Genomic DNA, 367 nt, shown 5'->3' with positions numbered 1-367 from the left:
GTCCGGCGCACCGCTGCGCAGCTTTTCGCCCAGGGTCTGCAGGTCGCCCCAGTAGGCCTGGGTGGGCGTGGGCAGGTAGAAGTGCAGCGTGCCCACCCGCGCCTGGGTGGCCATCACCCGCAGCACGTCCGGGGAGATGTTGAGCGTGGCGAAGGCGAATACCCGTGCCGGCAGGCCCTGTGGCAGCGGCTGGCCGGCACCGTCGAAACGCGACAGGTAGGCATCGATGCGGCGTGCCCGGTACTGGTGGCCGCTGGCGATGTGCCGCCACAGTATCGCCTGTGGGTCGTGCGCGTCGGCGCCGGCCTCCCAGCGCAGCAGCCAGTCGCGGCGCCAGGCCTGGTACTTCTCGAAGACCGCCGCCAGC

1 protein-coding gene is annotated in these 367 nt (G+C 71.7%); it reads right to left on the bottom strand.

The genetic code is table 11. The features are described 5' to 3' along the window. On the bottom strand, positions 1-367 hold a 367-nt coding region (locus AC1DN0_RS41925), incomplete at both ends, for an exodeoxyribonuclease V subunit gamma (RefSeq protein ID WP_477146734.1).

Source organism: Cupriavidus sp. 05N39 (assembly GCF_056397325.1).
Note: the sequence above shows the minus strand (reverse complement) of the source record. Positions and strands in the feature narration are given on the sequence as shown.